At 32.1% G+C, this 16,371-nt stretch carries 13 protein-coding genes; 11 read left to right on the top strand and 2 right to left on the bottom strand.

What is annotated here, in order from left to right:
- The first annotated feature begins 712 nt into the window (after positions 1 to 712).
- The 9 genes from ABID14_RS06100 to ABID14_RS06060 all read left to right on the top strand — a co-directional run bounded on the left by ABID14_RS06100 (position 713) and on the right by ABID14_RS06060 (position 11,081).
- The gene (locus ABID14_RS06100; RefSeq protein WP_354368204.1) at positions 713 to 2,173 is read left to right on the top strand and encodes a nicotinate phosphoribosyltransferase; all 1,461 of its coding nucleotides are present in this window, start codon (positions 713 to 715) and stop codon (positions 2,171 to 2,173) included.
- Between the two features lie 19 nt (positions 2,174 to 2,192).
- Positions 2,193 to 3,059 (top strand): radical SAM protein, encoded by an 867-nt coding sequence (locus tag ABID14_RS06095; RefSeq protein WP_354368202.1) that lies wholly within the window; start codon positions 2,193 to 2,195, stop codon positions 3,057 to 3,059.
- Between the two features lie 17 nt (positions 3,060 to 3,076).
- Positions 3,077 to 3,541, top strand: coding sequence for a hypothetical protein (locus tag ABID14_RS06090; protein WP_354368201.1), 465 nt, complete (start codon positions 3,077 to 3,079; stop codon positions 3,539 to 3,541).
- Between the two features lie 7 nt (positions 3,542 to 3,548).
- Positions 3,549 to 4,745: an AI-2E family transporter gene (locus ABID14_RS06085; protein ID WP_354368200.1), complete on the top strand. Its 1,197-nt coding sequence runs from the start codon at positions 3,549 to 3,551 to the stop codon at positions 4,743 to 4,745.
- A gap of 297 nt (positions 4,746 to 5,042) precedes the next feature.
- On the top strand, positions 5,043 to 6,191 hold the full coding sequence (locus ABID14_RS06080; RefSeq protein ID WP_354368198.1) for a cation diffusion facilitator family transporter: 1,149 nt from the start codon (positions 5,043 to 5,045) through the stop codon (positions 6,189 to 6,191).
- A gap of 8 nt (positions 6,192 to 6,199) precedes the next feature.
- A complete protein-coding gene (gene trkA, locus ABID14_RS06075) occupies positions 6,200 to 7,597 on the top strand; it encodes a Trk system potassium transporter TrkA (protein ID WP_354368196.1) in 1,398 nt (465 codons plus the stop codon).
- Positions 7,587 to 9,038: a TrkH family potassium uptake protein gene (locus ABID14_RS06070; RefSeq protein WP_354368192.1), complete on the top strand. Its 1,452-nt coding sequence runs from the start codon at positions 7,587 to 7,589 to the stop codon at positions 9,036 to 9,038. Before trkA ends, ABID14_RS06070 begins: the two co-directional genes overlap by 11 nt.
- Positions 9,035 to 10,402 (top strand): TrkA C-terminal domain-containing protein, encoded by a 1,368-nt coding sequence (locus ABID14_RS06065; protein WP_354368190.1) that lies wholly within the window; start codon positions 9,035 to 9,037, stop codon positions 10,400 to 10,402. The genes ABID14_RS06070 and ABID14_RS06065 overlap by 4 nt, the downstream gene beginning before the upstream one ends.
- A gap of 4 nt (positions 10,403 to 10,406) precedes the next feature.
- The gene (locus ABID14_RS06060) at positions 10,407 to 11,081 is read left to right on the top strand and encodes a uracil-DNA glycosylase (protein ID WP_354368188.1); all 675 of its coding nucleotides are present in this window, start codon (positions 10,407 to 10,409) and stop codon (positions 11,079 to 11,081) included.
- A gap of 1,199 nt (positions 11,082 to 12,280) precedes the next feature.
- On the opposite strand, the gene ABID14_RS06055 is transcribed toward ABID14_RS06060, so the two are convergent.
- Together ABID14_RS06055 and ABID14_RS06050 are read right to left on the bottom strand one after the other, a co-directional pair.
- The gene (locus ABID14_RS06055) at positions 12,281 to 12,811 is read right to left on the bottom strand and encodes a phosphatase PAP2 family protein (protein ID WP_354368186.1); all 531 of its coding nucleotides are present in this window, start codon (positions 12,809 to 12,811) and stop codon (positions 12,281 to 12,283) included.
- Complete coding sequence (locus tag ABID14_RS06050) at positions 12,792 to 13,676, bottom strand: LysR family transcriptional regulator (protein ID WP_354368184.1); 885 nt, start codon at positions 13,674 to 13,676, stop codon at positions 12,792 to 12,794. Before ABID14_RS06050 ends, ABID14_RS06055 begins: the two co-directional genes overlap by 20 nt.
- A 371-nt stretch (positions 13,677 to 14,047) precedes the next feature.
- Here ABID14_RS06050 and ABID14_RS06045 point away from each other — a divergent pair, with 371 nt between their 5' ends.
- Positions 14,048 to 14,674, top strand: a complete 627-nt coding sequence (locus ABID14_RS06045) for an NAD(P)H-hydrate epimerase (protein WP_354368182.1) — start codon at positions 14,048 to 14,050, stop codon at positions 14,672 to 14,674.
- Positions 14,667 to 16,034 carry an MATE family efflux transporter gene (locus tag ABID14_RS06040; RefSeq protein WP_354368180.1) on the top strand — a complete coding sequence of 456 codons (1,368 nt, stop codon included), beginning with the start codon at positions 14,667 to 14,669 and terminating at the stop codon, positions 16,032 to 16,034. The genes ABID14_RS06045 and ABID14_RS06040 overlap by 8 nt, the downstream gene beginning before the upstream one ends.
- Positions 16,035 to 16,371 lie beyond the last annotated feature (337 nt).

The following is a 16,371-nucleotide window of genomic DNA, read 5'->3' as shown; positions in this document are numbered from 1 at the left end:
AATATAAATTAAATTATAATACACAGAAAAATATAATTCTAATAAATATAGTAGAAAACACAGATATTTTTAAAAGAATAAGAAAAAGACTTTTATTATTTCTACAGAGCGGCTACTCTACAGGTAGATTCCTCGACTTCAAACCCTTCGGATTTTCCGCTCGGAATGACAGTTGGAGGAGCTTTCAAGTGTTTTCAACTGTCATCTCGACTAAGTGAGTGTAAACGAACGCATGGAGAGATCTGCATGTGGTGGAGAGAACCTGTGATGATGAAATAAAAAATGCTGGGAAATAAGCATTATAATAGTTTTCTACTTATATCTACAAAACGGCTCCTACACAGGCAGATTCCTCGACTTCAAACCCTTCGGGTTTTCCGCTCGGAATGACAGTTGTGGAAGTTGTATCGGTCTATAGGCTTCAATTCTTGGTAATTATTTTTTTATGTATTTTAATAACAATAGTAAATCACAAATGAAATCCTCTTATAGTGTCATCTCGACTAAAAAGCGTGTGAACGAATAAAGAGTTTTACGTTTTATGGAGAGAATCTGTAATGATTAAATAGAAAGAGTAATGATGTCCATATAACAAGTTGAGAAATATGAATTTAAAGGAGAAAATCTAATATTTTAATTGTAAAATTATTCAAAAAATCACTTTTATGTTATAATCGAATTAATATTTTAATTGGACAAAAAGGAGCTATTAATGAAAAAATATAATATAAAGAAGAACTTCACTTTGCTTGTTGATTTCTATGAACTCACTATGGCAAATGGTTTCTTCGAAGAGGGCATGAAAGATGTCGAAGTTGTTTTTGACATGTTTTTTAGAGCAGTTCCTGACGATGGTGAATATACTATCATTGCAGGGCTTGAACAATTAATTGAATATATGGAGAGCCTTCATTTTTCTGAAGAGGATATTGAATTTTTAAGAAATAAAAATATATTTGCAGATGAATTCTTAGAATATTTAAGAGACTTTAAATTTGAATGTGATGTTTGGGCAATGCCAGAAGGTACTCTAGCCTTTCCAGGTGAACCACTACTTATTGTTAAAGGGCCTGCAGTTCAGGCACAAATGCTTGAAACAATGATACTTCTTACTATAAATCATCAATCCATGATAGCCACAAAAGCTGCACGAATTGTTCGACAAGCAGGTGACAGACCAGTTGTTGAATTTGGCTCAAGAAGAGCACAAGGTTATTCTGGTGCAAATTTAGGAGCAAGAGCTGCTTATATTGGTGGTTGTGCAGGTACTGCAAATACTTTATCCGACAAAATGTTTGGTGTGCCTTCAATGGGAACTATGGCACATTCATGGGTACAAATGTTTGATACTGAGCTTGAAGCTTTTAGAGCTTTTGCTAGAGTTTATCCAGATAATTGTTTACTTTTGGTTGACACTTATGATACTTTGCGTGAAGGAATTCCAAATGCAATTAAAGTTTTTAATGAAGAAGTAGTGCCAAGAGGATTTAGACCAAAAGGGATTAGAATTGATTCAGGGGACTTGACTTATCTTTCAAATATTGCAAGAAAAATGTTAGATGATGCAGGCTATCCTGACGCACAAATAATGGCTTCTAATTCATTAGATGAATATACTATAAGAAATATTTTAAATCAAGGAGCTAAGATTGACTCCTTTGGAGTAGGAGAGCGTCTTATAACTTCAAAATCATCTCCAGTTTTTGGAGGTGTGTATAAACTTACAGCAGTTGTGAACGAGAATGGAGATATTATTCCGAAAATTAAGATTTCTGAAAATGTAGCCAAAATCACAACGCCTGGTTTTAAAGAACTTTACAGATTCTATGACAAAGATAACAATAAAGCGATGGCAGATGTCGTAGCATTAAAAGATGAAATCATACCAGAAGATGACTATGAAATCTTCCATCCAGTTTATACCTGGAAACGAAAAACTCTTACTAATTACCGTGTAGAGAAAGTTCTTGTACAAATTTATGATAGAGGAGAACTTGTTTACGAACTTCCAAAATTAGAGGAAATTCGCCAAAGAACAAAAGACCAATTAGAGACTTTATGGGATGAAACTACAAGAATAGATAATCCAAATCAATATATTGTGGATTTATCACCCGATCTTTGGAACCTTAAAAATACTTTATTAAAAAAACACGGCAAGAGATTTAAATAATATAGAAAAGGGGAGAAATATGCAATACTACGGAAATGTATTTAGACCGCCTTCTGAAGCTAGATCTTTAATTATTCAAGCTACAGTTGGTTGTTCACATAATTCATGTACTTTTTGTTATATGTATAAAGATGACAATTTTAGAATAAGAAAACTTGAAGATATAAAAAAAGACTTAGAAGAGATGTCAAGTTATGGAAATTATTTTGAAAGAATATTCTTGGCAGATGGGGATGCTCTTGTTCTAAAAACTGAAGATTTGATAGAAATTTTGAAAACTATTAAAAAGTATTTTCCAAATGTCAAGAGAGTTTCTTCCTATGCTACAGCACAAGACATCAATAGAAAATCAATTGAAGAGCTACAAGCCTTACGCGATAACGGGCTTGAGATGTTATATATTGGTTTTGAAACTGGAGATAGAAAACTTTTAAAAGAAATACAAAAAGGTGTTACCTACGAGGAATATGTTACTGCTATGAAAAAAGTAAAAGAAGTTGGTTTTACTTCTTCTATTACAATAATAGCAGGCCTTGGTGGAGTAGAAGGCATGCGTGATAATGCAATAGGTACGGCTAAACTTATATCAGATACAAATCCTGATTATTTAGGATATTTGACAATGAGAATTTATAAAAATGCACCAATATATGAAGATTATCTTTCTGGTAAATTTGAAATGCCAGATGCAGGTCAAATTTTAGAAGAAATGAAGATTTTCTTGGAAAATGTAGATTCTCCTGGTACTGTTTTTAGATCAAATCATGCTTCCAATTATATTTTATTGGCAGGTACTTTGAATGAAGATAAAGAGTCTTTGATAAATGCAATCGACACAACTTTGAAAAAGAAAACTTTTAGGCCAGATGTGCTCAGAGGTTTCTAAATTTAAAAGGTGATTTTATGAAAGATAAATCGAATATGTCTCAAAGAAAAAAACAATTAGAAAAATATGCAAATAGTGGAAAAATTGTGTTCACTAAAGAAGAGGATTCTGGCAATATGTTGGCATTGAGTCCAAGCAGATTTTTATTGCCAATTAATTCAAAAGATAATAGTGAGAAAAAGAGACAAATTGAAATTTCATATAAGAAAAAAGATAGAAAAGATTCAAATGTTGATTTTGATATAATTTTTGAAATGCATGAAAATATTGATGAGCCAAGCGAACAATCAATTGTGTTAAAAGAAAATCATCTACCTAGAATGCTAAAAAACAAAGATTTTACCATCAATTCTTTTGAGTTTTTTAAAAAACATATAGAATTATTTTTAAAATATAGTAGACTGTCTTTGTTAAATGATGATTCTACAAAAGATGAATTTATTGAAGAGTATATAAATCTTATGGACAAATTTTTGAGGTAGGTAAATAGTGCAAAGAGAACCAAACGACAAATTTCTAGGTAAAATTTATTTTAAGACAGATGTATATAAAAAGATATTTATCACTGGATTAGCTCTGCTTTTTGTCATGTATTTATTTCTAAATTCTAGAAGCATAGGAAGTGGATTTCTTAGAATACTTGGTATTTTGACACCATTTATCATAGGTGCTGTGATAGCTTTTATAATGAAAATACCTCTAAATTCAATTGAAAGAAGATTTTTTGACAAGATAGAAAACAAAAAGTTTCAAAAATATAAGAGGACTCTATCCATACTTTTGTCTTTTGTTCTTATTATTTTGGCAATAGCAATAATTATTGGAATTATTTTGCCACAATTGATTAAGTCTTTTAAAGGGTTAGAAGAATCACTTCCAACATTTGTACAAGCAGTAATAGATAAATCACGTCAAATTCCATATATAAATAAATATTCAGATGCAATGCAGACAGAATACAATAATTTAAGTTGGCAAAAGGCATTTAAAGAAGTCGAATCTTTTTTATCAACCAAAAATGCATCTAATTTTGTAGGTAGTGCCATAAGTACAGCCACAAGTATAGTTGGTGGGCTTGTCACTTTTGCTCTTTCTATGATAACATCCATTTATATTTTGGCAGATAAAGAAAGACTTTCTTATCAAGGAGAAAGGCTTGTTTATTCATTTTTCAGTGAAAATATTGCACACAAAACTCTTCATGTTGCACATCTCGTGCACGAAAACTTTTTTGGTTTTATAAAAGGGCAACTTACAGTGGCATTTTTTATTGGAGTGGCGACTTCAATATTTTCATTTATACTGCGATTTCCAAATGCAGCAACTCTTGGGGTTATAGTGGGTGTTACTGATTTAGTTCCAGTTGTAGGGCCATTTATTGGTGCTGCTATGGGATTTATATTAATTGTGTTAGAAGAACCTGCCAAGGCTGTTGCATTTGTTATACTCATTATTATTTTGCAACAAGTTGAGTCAAATATTGTCTATCCTAGACTTGTTGGGAACAATGTTGGATTGCCATCACTTTGGACACTAATTGCTATTACAGTTGGCGGTTCACTTTTTGGAGTAGTTGGTATGTGGATTTTTATTCCTCTTGTGTCTACGATATATGCAATTTTAAGAGAATATACTGAGTATAAAATAAATGGAAAAAATATAAATCTACACATGAAAAAAATCTAATTTAATAATTTTATACTTGTAACCATTTCAATTAAAAATTAGTATAAAATATTGCGAGACTTTCTCAAAATTATGGGAAAGTCTCTTTTCCTTTTATTCTCATTTTATCAATGCTATAATAAATGAAACAGGATGAGTTTTTTAGAATAAGTATACGATTCTAAAATTTCAACAAAGAAAATATCAATACTAAAAATTGAAACCCTTATTATAAGAATTTTTTAATAATGTATAATCGTTAAAGAAAAAGAAGTATTATTTCAACTAATAAATTTTAAAATATTTAGGAAGGTAAAAATGTTCTGGAAATTAATTTTAAAAAGAGGCAAAGAAAAAGATGGATACAATAGAGAAAAAGTTTCAAAAGAAACCTCAACTCTTGGCCTTATTTCAAACCTTATTGCTGCAGCTGTAAAAGTACTGCTTTATATTTTTACGGGTTCAATTTCAATACTATCAGATGCAGTAAATAATATCACCGATTGTGCCAGTTCTATAATTTCAATTATAGGTATAAAACTTGCCTCAAAACCACGTGACAGCTCACATCCTTATGGGCATGGTAGATTCGAATATTTAATATCACTTGTAGTAAGCGGGATAATATTGACTGTAGGTTTTCAATTTTTGAGGGCTTCAATTAATAGGATAATATCTCCTGTGCCAATTAGTTACCCATCTTATACTGTGGCAATTTTAATATTTACAGTTATTTTAAAATTGTGGCAGGCAAATTTGTATAAAAATGTAAGTGATGCTATAGAATCTGGCACACTTAAGGCATTGGAAAAAGACTCGCTTAGTGATTCTATAATAACTGGGGTTGTGCTTATATCAATAGCTATAGAGAAATTATTTAATCTAACATTAGATGGATATGTGGGAGTTGTAGTTGCATTATTTATTTTGTATACGGCTCTCGATTTAATAAATGAAACCATATCTATAATACTTGGCAGAGGGTTACCAAGAGATATAAAGCATGAAATCAAATCTAAAGTGGCTAGTTATGAAGGTATAACAAATGTGCACAATATTATGGTGACAGATTTTGGACCAGAAAATATAATCGTTATAATAGATGCAGCATTGGCATATGATATGACATTAGAAGAAGTGCACAATATTGTAGATAAAGTAGAACGAGAAGTATCTGAGCTTTTAGATATAAAACTTATCATACACCCAGATCCACTTGGAAGTAGTGCCGATATAATAAATGATGTTGAAAAAGAACTTAGCAAGATTATAAGGGAAAGTCTAAATATTTATTCTTGTCATGATATAGTTCTTGATGATAATAAATTTTATATTGATGTAGACTACAATGCTGAAAGCTTGACAACGAGAGAGGAAACGCAAAAACTAAAAACAAGTTTAGAAGAAAAATTAGAAAAGATTTATCCAAATTATAAATTCTGTATAATATTAGATCCGATTTTTTAGGAGGAACTATGAAAGCATTAGTTGTGGGAGTTGGCAAACTTGGACATAGACTTGCATCTGCACTTATAGATGAAGACTATGAAGTTACGGTTGTCGACTACGATAAAGATGTAATTGAAAATATAACCACATCACTTGACGTGATGAGTATAAATGCAAATGCATTAGATTTTGCTGTATTAGAAGAGATTGGGCTTGAAGACTACGATTATGTTATAGCTACAACTACCAATGATGAAGCAAATGTAATTTTGTGTACCATGTCAAAGAAGATGGGTGCAAAATTTGCTATAGCAAGAGTTCGTGATCCTGAATATAGAAGGCATCTTAAATTTATTGGAGATGAACTTAATATAGATAAAATAATAAATCCAGATCATGCAACAGCAAAATCCATAGTTAAATATCTACTCAAAAGATATCAGTTATACTCAGACGAATTTGCTGGAGGAAGAGTTTCCCTTGTAGAATTTAATATAGGAAAAGACGAGAGTTTTGTCGGCAAAAAAATAATGGAAATAGAACGCATAAATGGACTATTAATTGCCGCAATATCTCGTGAAGGTGAGGCAATTATACCAAATGGCAAGACAGTTTTAATGGAAAATGACAACATAATACTTGCGGGCAGGTCTAGAACAATTGAAGAATTTGATAAAATTCATACAGGAGTAGAAAAGGCAAAACACCTCAAGAATACCATGATACTGGGCGGTGGCAAGACCGGGCTTTATGTAGCACTTTTGCTTTTAAAAGAAAATGTCAATGTGACAATAATAGAAATAAATAAAAAACGCTGCATGATGCTAAAAGAACTTGTGCCAGAGGCTCAAATAATAAATGGCGATGGAACTGATATTTCGCTATTAGAAGAAGAGATGATTCACAGCTATGATTCGTTTTTGGCAGCAACTGGAATAGATGAAGTAAATCTACTTATGTCACTTGTTGCAAAACAAAGTGGAATATATAAATCTGTTGCCAAAATATCTAGAACTAATTATGATAAAGTTTTGGATAAGCTAAATATAGATTGTGTATTTAATACATCTTATATAACAGCAGCAGAAATGCTAAAAGAAATTAGAGGAAAAGATTCCATTTCACTTAACTTATTTTTAAATGGTCAAGTTGAAGGAGTCGAACTTATTATCAAGAAAAAGCATGTGGTATGCGGCAAGACATTGAAAGAATTAAAACTTCCTGAAGGGATTTTAATAATAGCAATAGTTCGAAATATGGAAATGATAGTGCCAAATGGTTCAACCGAACTCAAAGAAGATGACAGGATAATAGTATTTTCAAAACACGAACAAGTTGTAAAAATGAAGAAAATATTTTACTCAGAAGGCAGAATATCTAATGCCATAAATACAATAAGAAGTAGGGGTTTTAATGAATCATAAATTAATTTCAAAAATATTAGGATTAATTTTGATTATAGAAACAGCTTTCATGATTCCATCACTTATACTTGGCTTAGTATATGATGATGGTTCAGCGCGTGGTTTTATAATATCTATGGCATTGGCAATAATTATAGGACTAATACTCGTTAATATAAAAATTGACAAAAGATCACTGTCGCCAACCGATGGGATTATGATTGTCACAGTTACGTGGGTGGCTGTTTCAATAATTGGAGCGCTGCCTCTTTTTATTGGAACTGCAATGACTTATATAGATTCACTATTTGAGATTGTCTCTGGATTTACAACAACTGGAGCATCAGTAATAAGTGAAATAGAAGAATTTCCCAAATCCATAATACTTTGGAGATCAACAACTCATTGGATTGGCGGCATGGGAATTTTGGTTTTTACAGTTGGACTATTGCCAAAGCTAGGAGTTGGTGGTTTTCAAATATATAAAGCAGAATCCCCAGGACCAGTCTCTGGTAAAATTGAATCAAGAATATCACAATCTTCACAGCGACTTTATATTATTTATCTAATTATTACTTTGATACTTTTTATATTTTTAAAAATTGCTGGCATGAGTTTTTTTGATTCCATAGTGCATACTTTTGGAGTAGTAGGAACAGGAGGTTTCTCTTCCCAAAATGATTCTTTTATGTCTTATAGTGGTTATGCTATACCCATTATAATGTCAGTGTTCATGTTTATGTGTGCCACTAATTTTCAAGTATATGCACTATTATCTAAGAAAAAGTTTAAAGAAATATTCATGAGTAGCGAAATAAAATTTTGGTTTATATTTATAGCATTTGTAATCATAGCAATTGCACTAAATCTTTACAAAGAAGGCTATGGAACAATTGGAGAATCACTAAGAGATTCAGCATTCCAAGTGACTTCAATATCATCTACATCGGGTTTTGCTAATTCAGATTATGACCTTTGGCCGAACTTTTCCCGTTTTTTATTATTAGTATGTATGATATTTGGAGGCTGTGCAGGCTCTACAGGTGGAGGAGTTAAAATAGTTAGAATTTCTGTATTATTAAAATTAATATCTAGAGAGATGAAAAAAGCAACCCATCCAAAAGCTGTTTTGCCAATAAGAAGTAATGGCAAAAATGTAGACGATAATATAGTTTTGGGAATCAGTGCATATCTTGGAATTTATTTCATAATAGCACTTTTCTCAACGGCAATTGTCGCATCATCAGGTAGAGATATATTGACAAGCTTTTCGTCAGTAGCAACTACACTTTCAAATGTAGGGCCGGGATTTGGTGATATAGGCCCCACAAAAAACTTCGCATTTTATAGCGATTTTTACAAAATATATTTTAGCATTTTGATGCTACTTGGGAGATTAGAATTTTTCACTATTATGGGATTATTCGCACCGAGATATAGAAAAAAAGGAGCATTTAATTGAAAATATTAATCATAGGAGCAGGTAAGGTCGGCAAGACAATTGCCAACACTTTGGCACTTGACGATTTTGATATAGATATAGTAGATAGAGTATCAGAAAACTTCGAAGATTTATCAAAAGAAGTTACAGCATTTACAGGAGATGTATTAAACGGCAGCTTTTTAAAAACATTTGACCTAGAAAAATATGACTATATAATAATAGGAACAGATAGCGATAAGACAAATATAATCATAGCATCTGTACTAAAAGATGTAGACACAAAAGTAGTACTTAGACTAGATGAACTTGAGAGCGTATATGAAATAAAATATCTAAAGAAAACTTTTGATAATGTAGTTCATGTATTTAACAAAAGCCTAGAAACAGCCAAACTTCTAATAAAACTAATAGGCCATTCAGACTATTATCAAGCAGATTACTTTGGCAGAGGAAAAATAGAAGTAACAGGTCACTTGATAGATTATGACAAAGAATTTGAAAATATGAAAATCAAAGACATAGGTTCCCTAGCAACAATTCTCGTAGTTGGAGTGTTAAGAGAGGGAGAGCTTTTGGTGCCCAATGGAGATACCATATTACAATCCGAAGATTTCATTTATTTAATGGGATTATCACGTGATATTAGAAATTTTAAAAACACACATTTTGAATTGCAAAAAAATAAGATAGATAGAGATGTAGTAATAGCATCAGGCGATAGCATTGTAAATGAGATGATATCCAATCTAAAAAATGTAAATCTAAAAATAATAGAACCAGATAGAGAAAAATCAAAAGAATATAGAGCGAAAAATAGTAATGCCTTTGTAGTAAACAAAAAATTGAAAAATGATAAATTATTTATAGACGAAAGCATCTCCAAAGAAGCAACATTTATATCCATGACAGAATCAGACGAGCTGAATATAGTGCTAGGACTCATGGCAAAAAATCATGGAATAAAAAATAATATTGTCATACAAAACGAAAATAACTATTCGCAAATACTTGATCCACTTGAAATACACAGAATAATCGATCCAAAAGTCTTAGTAGCAAACGAAATAATAAAATCTCTAAATCTTGGAATGAAACTTTCAATAAACTTTATGTTTGGAGGCAAAGCAAGAGTTTATGAAATACAAATTCCCGAGGACTTCGAATATATAGGAAAGACATTATCGCAAATAGATTTAGGAGAAGGAATAATAATTGGTGGCATAATTCGTTTTGATAATTCAGCAGTAATACCACGTGGAAATACAGAAATCAAAAAAGGCGATAGATTAGTAATTTTCTGCACAAATGAAAGCAGAAGAGAACTAGAAAAATTAATTGATCCAGTGCTAAAAAGATCCATATTTGAATTTTTCAGAAGGTGAAAAAGTGAAACAAATAATAAAAAATGATTGGCAAGAAATATTAGAAGAAGAATTTCAAAAAGAATACTATCAAAATTTAAGGAAACTATTGATAAAAGAATATCAAAATTATCAAATATTTCCAAAAGCAGAAGATATATTTAATGCATTTAATTACACTTCTAACAAAGACTTAAAAGTATTAATACTAGGTCAAGATCCCTACCACAATGTAGGTCAGGCTCACGGACTCGCTTTCTCAGTAAAAAAAGGAGTTAGAATTCCACCATCCTTAAGAAATATATACAAAGAATTAAATGACGATTTAGGAGTAGAAATACCAAAAGAAGGATACTTAAAATCATGGACAAAACAAGGAATAATGCTCCTAAACACGACACTTACAGTCAGAGCTCACGAACCAATGAGTCACTCAAAAATAGGTTGGGAGATATTTACGGACGCAGTCATAGAAAAAATCAACCAAAAAGAAGAACCAGTAGTATTTATACTTTGGGGAAATCACGCAAGAAACCGAAAAAGACTCATAACAAATAAAAAACACCTAATAATAGAAGGACCACATCCATCCCCATTTTCAGCAAACAGAGGATTTTTTGGATCAAAACCATTTACAAGAGCCAATAAATTTTTAGAAGAAAATGGACGAAAAGCCCCAAGTTGGGAGATTGAAGAATAAAAAGTAAAACTATTAAGATATGAAAAGTAACTATAGTGATAACCCCCACAACTGCCATTCCGAGCGAGTAAAGCGGAAGTCGCCGTGTACTCGAAGAGTGAAGAATCTGCCTGTATAGGAGCCGTTCTCTAAAAATCAATAAAAGTCCTTTTTTAATAAATATTTTCTAACTACCATCTTCTATTCTTATTTCGAAGGAAGGAAAAGGGGCATTCCGCTTTCGCTGCGAGGCCCCCTTTCCTTTCCTTCGAGCTACCAACCAAACCCCCACGCCTTTTTTAGACAAAGTTTTTACCTCTTTAATTTTTCTTTTCACTCGCAAAAAGTCGGATTTTTAAAACTCGCTGTCGCTCGAACAGTTAAAAATCTTTTTCGACTTTTTGCTATAGTTGTTCGTGGTTTGGGTGCTTGAATACTTTTTTATTTAAAACTTTACAGATTTTCTCCATTAAATGTAGATCTCTCCATGCGTTCGCTGCCGCTCACTTAGTCGAGATGACATTGGAAAGGGCAACGACAACCCCTACAACTGTCATTCCGAGCGGAAGTGAATTCTTGAAAAGAATTTACTGTAGTCAAGGAATCTGCCCGTATAGTAGCCGCTCTGTAAATAATAATAGAAGTCTTTTTCTTATCTTTTCCATTACACTTCTTTTTTACCTAAACAAAATCTCTCCGTCACATGCAGATCCTTCGACTTCAGAAATCTTCGCAGATTTCTTTCGCTCAGGATGACATGGGAGGAAAAATTCTCTCCATCACATGCAAGACTCTTTATGCGTTCGCAACGCTTTTTAGTCGAGATGACATTGGAAAGGGCAACGACAACCCCTACAACTGTCATTCCGAGCGGAAAACCCGAAGGGTTTGAAGTCGAGGAATCTGCCTGTGTAGGAGTCGCTCTGTATGAATAAATAGAAGACTTTTCTTATGCTTATTTCACTACATTTTTTATTTCACCATTACATATTCTCTTCTCCACATGTAGATCTCTCCATGCGTTCGCTATCGCTTTTTAGTCGAGATGACATTGGAAAGGGCAACGACAACCCCTACAACTGTCATTCCGAGCGGAAAACTCGAAGGGTTTGAAGTCGAGGAATCTACCTCTTAAGGAGCAGTTCTGTAAAGATAAATAAAAAATCTTTCATTAATATTAATTCCAAAAACACATTTATTTCCATAATAAAAAAAGAAGGTCAATCCTTCTTTTTATTTTCAATATGTTTTGTAATTTTATAAGAAACTATTCCACTTGCGAGCCCCAGTAATACTCCGCCAATTATATCTGTAGGATAATGCACAAAGTGATACATTCTCGATATAGCTATAAGAGTTGCAAGTACAAAAGCTAAATGCCCAAATTTTTTATTGTGTTTATATATTGCCGTGCCTGCTGCAAATGATGAACTGGTATGTCCTGATGGAAAGGAATATCCAATAGGTGCTTTTATTAGCAAATCATTAAAATTAGCTGTCAAGAAAGGTCTTGGTCTTGCTATTATTGGTTTAAGTATCAATAAACCAATAACTGATGATATTATCAACGACAAAATTATTGTAAAAGCCATTCTGTTCTTCTTATCATTCTGTATCAGTAAAACCAAACTTATGACAATCCATATTATGCCGCCATTTCCAATTGTAGTTACAAAAGTCATCAGTAAATCCAAAAGTGGAAATCGCAACTTTTGTAAGAATCTTAATATATTAAGATCCAATACTCTCATCGTTAAATTTCTCTTCTATAAAATCGATAAATGATTTGATATCTTTTTTCAAAATTTGGTCGTTATGATAAATAATATTAAAATTACGCTCAATTTCCAGGTCGCAAAATTCATGCATCTTCAAATTTTTATCTCTCAAGAAGTATCGTGAACCGAGAGATATTGTATCTGAATTTTTGATTATATTTAAAACCATATCATTGTTTTGGCAAATATATTTTAAATCAATTGATATATTCTTGCCTTTAAGATAATTTAGAAAAATTTTTTTTGAATTTTCATCAAATTCACCCATAATGAAAGTTCTATCTTTTAAATCTTCAGCATTCAAACACTTTTTATCGCCAAAGCTATAGTTCTCATTAGATATTACCACCAATTTGTCTTTAAAAAATGGAATTGACGTTGTCTTTTCTATACCCGCCTCGCCTTCAACTATAGCAAGGCTCATTTCACCAGATTTAATTTTGTTTAATAAATTTTCTCTAGAATCAACATAAACTCTTACACTTGCCTCCTTGTTTTTTTCTTCAAATTCATTTACTATTTCAAGCAGTAGATTTGAACCAAAGTTTGAGCTAACTCCAAGGTTTATATTGTGAGATTTTGACGAACCATGAAGAAAAATTATTGTGTCTTCAAATTCTCTTAAAAGGACTAGTGCAGAATTATAAAGCCTAAGCCCCACGTCTGTTATGTAAAGTTTTTTTGATATACGATCGAAGAGCTTTACATTGTACTCGTTCTCAATCTGTGATATTGCATGAGAAACAGTTGGTTGTGATATATTTAAGTTTTTGGCAGCACCAGACATATTTTTTGTCCTAACTACCTCAATAAATATTTCTAAATCGCGAATTGTCATGTTTACCTCCCTTAATATTAGTTTAATATGAATATATTTAAAAATCAAGAATTATAGAAAAAAGCTAATACTAAATTTTGAGAAATGTGTTAATTTCATTAATATTAAATATATTTATGAATATATAATTCTTATATCAAATTTTCTATTGGGTTATAAGCTTTATAAAATGAGATTTTTGTACCAAAATTATTTACTTTTTGTATTTTAAATTATCTTTCTAAAAATTACAATTCTAATTTTATAAAAGTTTGGCGGTATATTTATTCAAGAGTTTTAAATTAATTGTAAAAATATTTGTGAAAATTTTTTTAAACTCTTTAAATAACTTTTAATATCGTATATCATATAAATATTAAGGGGTGAAAGCTATGGCAATTTCGAGAGAAAAAATGATAGAGCTAGAAAAAAGAACAATCGAAGAATTTGGTATAAATTCCTTAGTTTTGATGGAAAATGCAGGGATGGCAATTTTTAATAAAATAAATGATTATTCATCTTTTACAATTATATGTGGTGCTGGCAATAACGGCGGTGATGGACTTGTCATTGCACGACATTTAATATTAAATGGCAAAGAAGTTGAAATTTTTGTAGTTGGAGACAATTTTTCTGAGGATTTTTCAACTAATCTTGAAATTATAAAAAAATTAACAGATTCAGTTTTTTATATTGAAGAAGACGAATATGATTATTTGATAGAGTCTTTAGAGGTTGCCGAAGTAACTGTTGACGCTATTTTTGGAACAGGATTAAATAGAAAATTATCAAAATTATACAATGATATTATAACTAATATTAATTTGCACGGAAATTATGTTGTTTCTGTGGATATTCCAAGCGGTATGGATTCGAATACTGGCGATGAATATGGACAATGTGTCAGAGCACGCGAAACTTTTGCAATAACTGATATAAAAGAAGGCGAACTTTTAAATAGCAATGTAGGCAAGATTACACCAGTCTACATTGGGATTGTGAGGTACCGAGATGAGTAAAAAGAAGATAAGTAGAAATATTAATCTGACAACTGGCTCAATAGCAGAAGGTTTGATTAAGTTTGCTATTCCTCTTCTTCTAACCAATTTTTTGCAACAACTTTATAATACTGCCGACCTTATGATAGTTGGACAATTTGCAGGTAAAAATCCTATGGCTGCCGTTGGTGCAACAGGACCAATATCAAACTTATTAATTGGTCTTTTCTTGGGTCTTACTACTGGTGCGTCTGTAATAATTTCTCTCTATTATGGATCTAATAATAGAGAAGAACTGCGCAAGTCAGTAGGATGTTCATATTTTCTCGGCATAGTATCGGGGCTTGGTATAACTTTGGTAGGTATTCTTACCACTCCATTATTTTTAAAACTCTTAGATACCCCTCCCGAGATTGCTGAAGATGCAGCAACATATATGAGAGTATTTTTCTTGGGCACTATTCCAATTTTAATATATAATATGGGAGCTTCAATTCTAAGAGCTGCAGGAGATTCGAAGAGACCTTTTAACTTCTTATGCGTTTCAGCAGTTGTAAATATAGTTTTGGACCTTTTATTAGTGGGATATTTAAATTTATCCGTATTAGGAGCGGGGCTTGCAACACTAGGCTCACAAGTAGTATCTGCAATACTTGTAACTGTTTCACTTTTGAAAACTGATGCCAGTTATAAACTGAGAACAGATGAAATTAAACTCTACAAAGAAGAAGCAAAGCAGATTTTTCAAATAGGTATACCAACAGGACTACAAACTGCACTACTATCATTTACCAATGTTGTGTTCCAAGCGAAGATAAACTCTTTTGGCTCAGCGGCCATTGCAGGAATAGCTGCAGAAGGACGTATCGATGGTTTTATATTCATGTCGCTACAAGCAGTCGCACTTGCGGTAACTACATTTGCAGGGCAAAATTTTGGTGCGAGAAAAATTGAAAGACTAAGAGAAGGAGTCAAAGTTTCAGTTATAATAGTTATTGGATTGTCGGCTATTTTATCTATAATCGCAATAGTTTTTGCAAGGCCTCTCATAGCCATGTTTAACTCCGATCCTATTGTAGTAGATTATGGAGCAGATTTCTTGAAAATAATAAGTCTTGGCATATGGTCTTTTGGCGTGGCCGAAACAGTATCGGGTTTTGTCAGAGGGTGCGGAAAAGCAATGCCACCAATGATTATTTCACTATTTTCTATTTGTATATTTAGACTGGTAGCAGTGCATTTTGCAATGCCAATATTTAATTCGATTAGAGTAATAAGTGTAGCATATCCAGTATCCTATGCTTTAAATATGATATTGAATTTATTATATTATAAATTTGGAAATTGGAGACAAGAAGTCACAGCAAATGCCGCAAAATAAATAAAAAGTATTTAAAAAAAGAGTCGATTTGGTAGCATACTATTGCGGCTCTTTTTATTTATGCACACAGAACTACTCCAGTACAGGCAGATTCCTCGACTGCAAACCTTTCGGGTTTTCCGCTCGGAATGACAGTTGTAGGGGTTGTCACTTTATCTACATTTCATTTCTTAATGGTTTTTCTTTTTATTTTGTAATAAAATTTTTTTATTTATTTTTACAGAACGACTCCTCTACAGGCAGATTCCTCACTCTTCGAGTACACGGCGACTTTCGCTTTGCTCGCTCGGAATGACAGTTGTGGGGGCTTTCAAGTGTTTTCAACTGTCATCTCGAC

The sequence above is a fragment of the Peptoniphilus olsenii genome, from assembly GCF_040545475.1.
Taxonomy (GTDB): domain Bacteria; phylum Bacillota; class Clostridia; order Tissierellales; family Peptoniphilaceae; genus Peptoniphilus_A; species Peptoniphilus_A olsenii.
This window is presented reverse-complemented; position numbering and strand designations above follow the sequence as displayed.